The sequence below is a fragment of the Mycobacterium sp. UM_11 genome, from assembly GCF_001414075.1.
Taxonomy (GTDB): domain Bacteria; phylum Actinomycetota; class Actinomycetes; order Mycobacteriales; family Mycobacteriaceae; genus Mycobacterium.
Map to the genome: position 1 here is coordinate 49484 of NZ_LATC01000023.1, position 6452 is coordinate 55935.

Annotated in this window: 6 protein-coding genes; 5 read left to right on the forward strand and 1 reads right to left on the reverse strand. The window is 69.8% G+C overall.

Features of this window, described 5'->3' with window-relative positions; translation table 11 throughout:
• The first annotated feature begins 30 nt into the window (after window positions 1-30).
• A complete protein-coding gene (purL, locus tag WU80_RS08605) occupies window positions 31-2328 on the forward strand; it encodes a phosphoribosylformylglycinamidine synthase subunit PurL (protein ID WP_055401796.1) in 2298 nt (765 codons plus the stop codon).
• Between the two features lie 19 nt (window positions 2329-2347).
• Window positions 2348-2983 (forward strand): CPBP family intramembrane glutamic endopeptidase, encoded by a 636-nt coding sequence (locus WU80_RS08610; RefSeq protein WP_055401798.1) that lies wholly within the window; start codon window positions 2348-2350, stop codon window positions 2981-2983.
• Here WU80_RS08610 and WU80_RS08615 read toward each other — a convergent pair.
• Window positions 2965-4179 carry an MCE family protein gene (locus WU80_RS08615; protein WP_055401800.1) on the reverse strand — a complete coding sequence of 405 codons (1215 nt, stop codon included), beginning with the start codon at window positions 4177-4179 and terminating at the stop codon, window positions 2965-2967. The genes WU80_RS08610 and WU80_RS08615 overlap by 19 nt on opposite strands.
• A gap of 19 nt (window positions 4180-4198) precedes the next feature.
• Between WU80_RS08615 and WU80_RS08620 the strand changes: the two genes are divergently transcribed.
• From WU80_RS08620 to WU80_RS26345, 3 genes are all read left to right on the forward strand, one after another.
• Window positions 4199-4588, forward strand: a complete 390-nt coding sequence (locus WU80_RS08620; RefSeq protein WP_055401801.1) for a sterol carrier family protein — start codon at window positions 4199-4201, stop codon at window positions 4586-4588.
• Between the two features lie 138 nt (window positions 4589-4726).
• The gene (gene purF, locus WU80_RS08625) at window positions 4727-6262 is read left to right on the forward strand and encodes an amidophosphoribosyltransferase (protein WP_055401803.1); all 1536 of its coding nucleotides are present in this window, start codon (window positions 4727-4729) and stop codon (window positions 6260-6262) included.
• A gap of 71 nt (window positions 6263-6333) precedes the next feature.
• On the forward strand, window positions 6334-6452 hold a 119-nt coding region (locus WU80_RS26345), incomplete at its 3' end, for a hypothetical protein (protein WP_231633775.1).

Here is a 6452-nt window from a genome sequence, read left to right on the forward strand (position 1 = left end):
CGATAGCGGCGTCACCCTAGACTGTCTGGCGTGACTGTCTCCGGGACGAGCGCCCGCACCCAGGCGATCGACACCGTCGAGCATGCCGCTGCCAGCCCCGACCAGCCGCAGCCGTTCGCCGAGCTGGGGCTCAAAGACGACGAGTACCAGCGCATTCGCGAGATCCTGGGCCGCAGGCCCACCGACACCGAGTTGGCCATGTACTCGGTGATGTGGAGCGAGCACTGCTCGTACAAGTCCTCCAAGGTTCACTTGCGCTACTTCGGCGAGACCACCACCGACGAGATGCGCGCCGGCATGCTCGCCGGCATCGGCGAAAACGCCGGCGTGGTCGACATCGGCGACGGCTGGGCCGTCACCTTCAAAGTGGAATCCCACAACCACCCGTCCTACGTCGAGCCGTACCAGGGCGCGGCGACGGGCGTCGGCGGCATCGTCCGCGACATCATGGCCATGGGCGCCCGACCGGTCGCCGTGATGGACCAGCTTCGGTTCGGCGCCGCCGACGCGCCCGACACGCGCCGCGTGGTCGACGGGGTGGTCCGCGGCATCGGCGGCTACGGCAACTCGCTGGGGCTGCCCAACATCGGCGGCGAGACCGTCTTCGACGCGTGCTACGCCGGCAATCCGTTGGTCAACGCGATGTGCGTGGGCGTGCTGCGCCAGGAGGACCTGCACCTGGCCTTCGCGTCGGGCCGCGGAAACAAGATCATCCTGTTCGGCGCGCGCACCGGGCTCGACGGCATCGGCGGGGTGTCGGTGCTGGCGTCGGACACCTTCGATGCCGAGAACTCCCGCAAGAAGCTGCCCTCGGTGCAGGTCGGTGACCCCTTCATGGAGAAGGTCCTCATCGAGTGCTGCCTCGAGCTCTACGCGGGCGGCCTGGTGATCGGCATCCAGGACCTCGGGGGAGCTGGATTGTCTTGTGCCACATCCGAACTGGCGTCGGCCGGGGATGGCGGGATGGCGATCGAACTCGACACCGTCCCGTTGCGGGCCAAGGACATGACGCCCGCGGAGGTGCTCTGCAGCGAGTCGCAGGAGCGGATGTGCGCGGTGGTCGCGCCGGAGAACGTGGACGCCTTCCTGGCGGTGTGCCGCAAATGGGAGGTGCTGGCCACGGTGATCGGCGAGGTCACCGACGGGGACCGGTTGCGGATCACCTGGCACGGCGAGACGGTCGTCGACGTGCCGCCGCGCACCGTCGCGCACGAGGGGCCGGTGTATCAGCGACCGGTCGCGCGGCCCGAATCACAGGACGCCCTGAACGCCGACCGGTCCACCCGCCTGCCGCGGCCGACGACGGGGGACGAGCTGCGCGCGACTTTGCTTGCGCTGCTGGGCAGCCCGCACCTGTGCAGCCGCGCCTTCATCACCGAACAGTACGACCGCTACGTGCGCGGCAACACCGTGCTGGCCGAGCACGCCGACGGCGGCGTGCTGCGCGTCGACGAAACCACCGGCCGCGGCATCGCGCTCTCCACCGACGCGTCGGGGCGTTACACGCTGCTCGACCCCTACGCGGGAGCGCAACTCGCGCTGGCCGAGGCCTACCGCAACGTCGCCGTCACCGGCGCGACACCGGTCGCGGTGACCAACTGCCTCAATTTCGGTTCTCCGGAAGACCCCGGGGTGATGTGGCAGTTCTCGCAGGCGGTCCGGGGGCTGGCCGACGGCTGTGCGGCCCTTGGCATCCCGGTGACCGGCGGCAACGTCAGCTTCTACAACCAAACCGGGTCGGCGGCGATCCTGCCCACGCCGGTCGTCGGTGTGCTCGGCGTCATCGACGACGTCGGCCGGCGCATCCCCACCGGCCTCGGTCGCGAACCGGGCGAGACCCTGATGCTGCTGGGCGACACGCGCGACGAATTCGACGGTTCCGTCTGGGCGCAGGTGACCGCCGACCATCTGGGTGGGTTGCCGCCCGCGGTCGACCTGGCGCGCGAGAAGCTGTTGGCAGAGGTGCTGACCGCGGCGTCCCGCGACGGGCTGGTGTCGGCGGCGCACGACCTGTCCGAAGGCGGCCTCGCGCAGGCCATCGTGGAGGCGGCGCTGGCGGGCGAAACCGGTTGCCGCATCGTGCTTCCCGAGGGCGCCGATCCGTTCGTGACGTTGTTCTCCGAGTCGGCGGGCCGGGTTTTGGTGGCGGTGCCGCGCACCGAGGAGAGCCGGTTCCGGGCGATGTGCGAGGCACGGGGGTTGCCCGCGGAGCGCATCGGCGTCGTCGACCAGGCCTCGGACGCGGTGGAGGTTCAGGGGCTGTTCACCGTGTCGCTGGCCGAGCTGCGCGAGACGTCGGAGTCGGTGCTGCCCCGCCTCTTCGGATGAGCCTTAGCGACGAATCCTGATGGGCGAGAGCCGTTTCCACCGGGCCCGCGCGTTCTCCCTGGCCGCCGCCCTGGTCGGCTGGAGCTTTGTCGGCCCGCGACTGCCCACCCGATGGCGGGTCACCCTGCAGGCCGGTGCGGCCGGCCTGCTGGTGCTGGCGACGCGCGCGCCGCTGGGCCTGGGACCGCCGCGGCTATGGGCCGGGCTGCGGCTGGGGTCGGCGGCCGGTGCGGCCGTGGCGAGCGCGGTCGCCGCGACGACGGCCGTGCCCTCGGTGCGGGCGTCCATGGCCGACCGGGATCCGGCCGGTTCGGTGCCCGGCTGGCTGCTGCTGCGGATTCCCGTCGGCACTGTTTGGGCCGAGGAGGCGGCGTTCCGTGCGGCGCTCACCGCCACGGCCTACGAGGCGTTCGGCCGGCCCCGCGGAAGGTTGTTGCAGGCGGCCAGCTTTGGGCTCTCGCACGTCGCGGACGCGCGCGCGGCGGGCGACCCGGTGGTGGGCACCGTGCTGGTGACGGGCATCGCGGGCTGGCTGTTCGGTTGGCTGGCAGACCGTTCCGGCAGCCTCGCCGCGCCGATGTTGGTGCACTTGGCCATCAATGAGGCCGGCGCGATCGCCGCGCTGAGCGTCGGGCGTCACGGGTTGATGGTGTAGTCGCCCAACTGGCGGCCCCACACGTGCTCGGTGAAAAGTGGTGAGCCCAGTTCGAAGTGGTTGTAGGGAGCCATGCTCGCGCCGGTGTCCATCACCAGGAAGGGCGCCGGCCACAACTGCCGGGTGATCGTCTGCCAACAGCCCGGTCGGCCGCCGGGGCCGCCCCTCGCATTGGTCCGCGGCAGATTCTCCGGCCAGATATACGGACTGGGCGCGCCGGTGATCGCGCCGGCCGCGTGGGCGCCCAGCGAATAACCGTTGTCGCCGAGGGCGTTGTGGATCTTGGGCGCGACGTCGTTGAAATTGCGGATGGTGCAGAAGATTTCGGGACTGTACTCGTCGAGCAGCTGGCTGGAGCCGACCAGATCCGCGGCCCCGCGCGTCAGGTACGGTCCGCCGCGTTCGAAGACGTCGGCGCCCGCACCGCCCAGCCCGGCCGCCGCCAGCAGCGCCGCGTCCAGATCGGATTGCTGGCGGTTGAGCGTGCGCGCCGTGGTCACCGCGTGTTCGAGCGCCTCCCACAGGTCCGGCGAGGCGTCGGCGTAGGTGTCGCCGAGGGCGGCCAGCCGCGCGAGGTCGGCGCGGATCTCGGGCATCCGGGGATTCACGTCGTCGAGGATCGTGTTGCCGTTGATCAAAGAGGCGCCGAACTTTTCGCCCAGTCCGGTCAGGGCTTGCGCGGCGCCGGCGAGCGTGAGATTCACCTTGACCGGATCCACCTTTTCCGCGATCGACACGAGCGTCTGGAACACGGTGTTGAATTCCGTGGTCACCGAGGTCGCCTCGATCACGGTCGACGGCGTGATCGACCGCGCCGCTGGGTGCGGAGGCGAACTCAGCGCGACGTACTTGTTGCCGAACACAGTGGTCGCCTTGATGGTGGCCGCGACATTGGCCGGAATCATCTCGACGTATCGGGGGGTGATGTCCAGCGCCACCTTGGCGGCCGGCTTGCCGTCGCGGGTGATCTCGGAAACGCCGGCCACCCGGCCGATCTGGACCCCGTTGTAGGTGACCTTGGACCCGGGATCCATCACCAGGCCCGCCCGGGCGGCCACCATCGTCAGCCTCGTGGTCCGCGTGAGGTCCCCCCGGAACTGCAGATACAGGAGCGACCCGACCACGCCCATGATGACGAGCGTCACGAGGCCGACGGACTTGTACGGTGGCCCGCGCCGCAAGCGACGACGCTCCATGAGTTTGAGACCCTAGGGTATGGCCGCCCGTCAAAAGGCCGATCCGGCAAAGACCCGGCAGGCCGTGTTGGCCGTCGCGGACTGGCTGCGCGACGAATCCCGGCCCGCCCCCGACCGCGAGAGCCTCGCCGCCGCCGTCCGGCTCACCGCCCGCACCCTGGCCGCCGTGGCGCCCGGCGCCAGCGTCGAGGTGCGGATCCCGCCGTTCGCCGCGGTGCAGTGCATCGCCGGGCCCCGGCATACCCGCGGCACCCCGCCCAACGTGGTGGAGGCCGATGCGCGCACCTGGCTGCTGCTGGTGGCCGGGATGCTGTCGTTTTCGGCGGCGAGGGCCGCCGGCGCGCTGCGCCTTTCCGGGTCTCGAGCGGGTGAGATCGAACACTGCCTGCCGCTGTTCGATGTCGGCTGAAGTTAACCCTGAACTGCAGCTTTAGGGTCGGACGAGGGAATTTCCGGCGCTCAACACGCGCTGTAAATTCGCGGTCGCGGGTGTCCGACCCGTAGACTCCGTTACGTCACCAACCGTTCCCCGGGGAGCCGCCCAATCGTGACCGTCGCAGGAGCCGAAGCACCCGAGCAGGACCTGAACTCGCCCCGTGAAGAGTGTGGTGTATTCGGGGTCTGGGCCCCTGGCGAGGATGTCGCAAAGCTCACCTATTACGGCTTGTACGCGCTGCAGCATCGCGGGCAGGAAGCCGCGGGTATCGCCGTCGCCGACGGATCCCAGGTTCTCGTCTTCAAAGACTTGGGCTTGGTCAGCCAGGTGTTCGACGAGCAGACGCTCGCGGCCATGCAGGGACACGTTGCCATCGGGCATTGCCGCTACTCCACCACGGGCGACACCACGTGGGAGAACGCGCAGCCGGTGTTCCGCAACACCGCCGCCGGCACCGGCGTCGCGCTGGGCCACAACGGAAATCTGGTCAACACCGCCGAGCTCGCCGCCCGCGCACGCGACGCCGGCCTGATCGCCCGGCGCTGCCCCGCCCCCGCGACGACGGACTCCGACATCTTGGGCGCGCTGCTGGCCCACGGCGCCGCGGATTCCACCCTGGAGCAGGCGGCGCTGGACCTGCTGCCGACCGTGCGCGGCGCCTTTTGCTTGACGTTCATGGACGAGAACACGCTGTATGCGTGCCGCGATCCGCATGGGGTTCGGCCACTTTCGCTCGGACGCCTGGACCGCGGCTGGGTGGTGGCCTCCGAAACGGCCGCGCTCGACATCGTCGGCGCATCGTTCGTGCGCGATATCGAGCCGGGCGAGCTGCTGGCGATCGATGCGGACGGGGTGCGCTCCACGCGTTTCGCCAACCCCACGCCCAAGGGCTGCGTCTTCGAGTACGTCTACCTGGCCCGCCCGGACAGCACGATCGCCGGAAGGTCCGTGCACGCGACCCGGGTGGAGATCGGCCGCCGGCTGGCCCGTGAATGCCCCGTCGAAGCCGATTTGGTGATCGGGGTGCCCGAGTCGGGCACGCCCGCCGCGGTCGGGTACGCGCAGGAATCCGGCATCCCGTACGGGCAAGGCCTGATGAAGAACGCATACGTCGGGCGAACCTTCATCCAGCCGTCCCAGACCATCCGCCAGCTCGGTATCCGGCTGAAGCTCAACCCGCTTCGCGAGGTCATCCGCGGCAAGCGGCTGATCGTCGTCGACGACTCGATCGTGCGCGGCAACACCCAGCGCGCGCTGCTGCGCATGCTGCGGGAGGCCGGCGCCCTCGAAGTCCATGTGCGCATCGCGTCGCCGCCCGTGAAGTGGCCCTGCTTCTACGGCATCGACTTCCCGTCGCCGGCGGAGTTGATCGCCAATGCCGTGCAAGACAAAGAGGAAATGCTCGAAGCGGTACGGCACGCCATCGGGGCGGACACCCTCGGCTACATCTCGCTGCGCGGCCTGGTCGCGGCGTCCGAGCAACCGGCATCGCGGCTCTGCACCGCGTGCTTCGACGGCAAGTATCCGATCGAACTGCCCGAGGAGACGGCCTTGGGCAAGAACGTCATCGAGCACATGCTCGCCAACGCCGCGCGGGGAGCCGGGCTGGACGATCTGGCGCCCGACGAAGTGCCGATCGTCCACTGACGGACGCCGGATCCGCCCCTTCCAAGACGTTTGATAACGGCGGTGGGCGGCGCCCGGTAGCCTTTATCGCGATGACGGATCCCGGAAAAAGCCCCGGACGAAACCCGGGCAGCCACGGCATCACCTACGCGTCGGCCGGGGTGGACATTGAGGCCGGCGACCGCGCCGTTGCTGTCTCTTATACACATCT

Coding starts and splice junctions, on each gene's coding strand:
- WU80_RS08615 (WP_055401800.1), bottom strand. CDS start 4,179: ATGGAGCGTCGTCGCTTGCGGCGCGGGCCACCGTACAAGTCCGTCGGC.
- WU80_RS08620 (WP_055401801.1), top strand. CDS start 4,199: ATGGCCGCCCGTCAAAAGGCCGATCCGGCAAAGACCCGGCAGGCCGTG.
- WU80_RS08610 (WP_055401798.1), top strand. CDS start 2,348: ATGGGCGAGAGCCGTTTCCACCGGGCCCGCGCGTTCTCCCTGGCCGCC.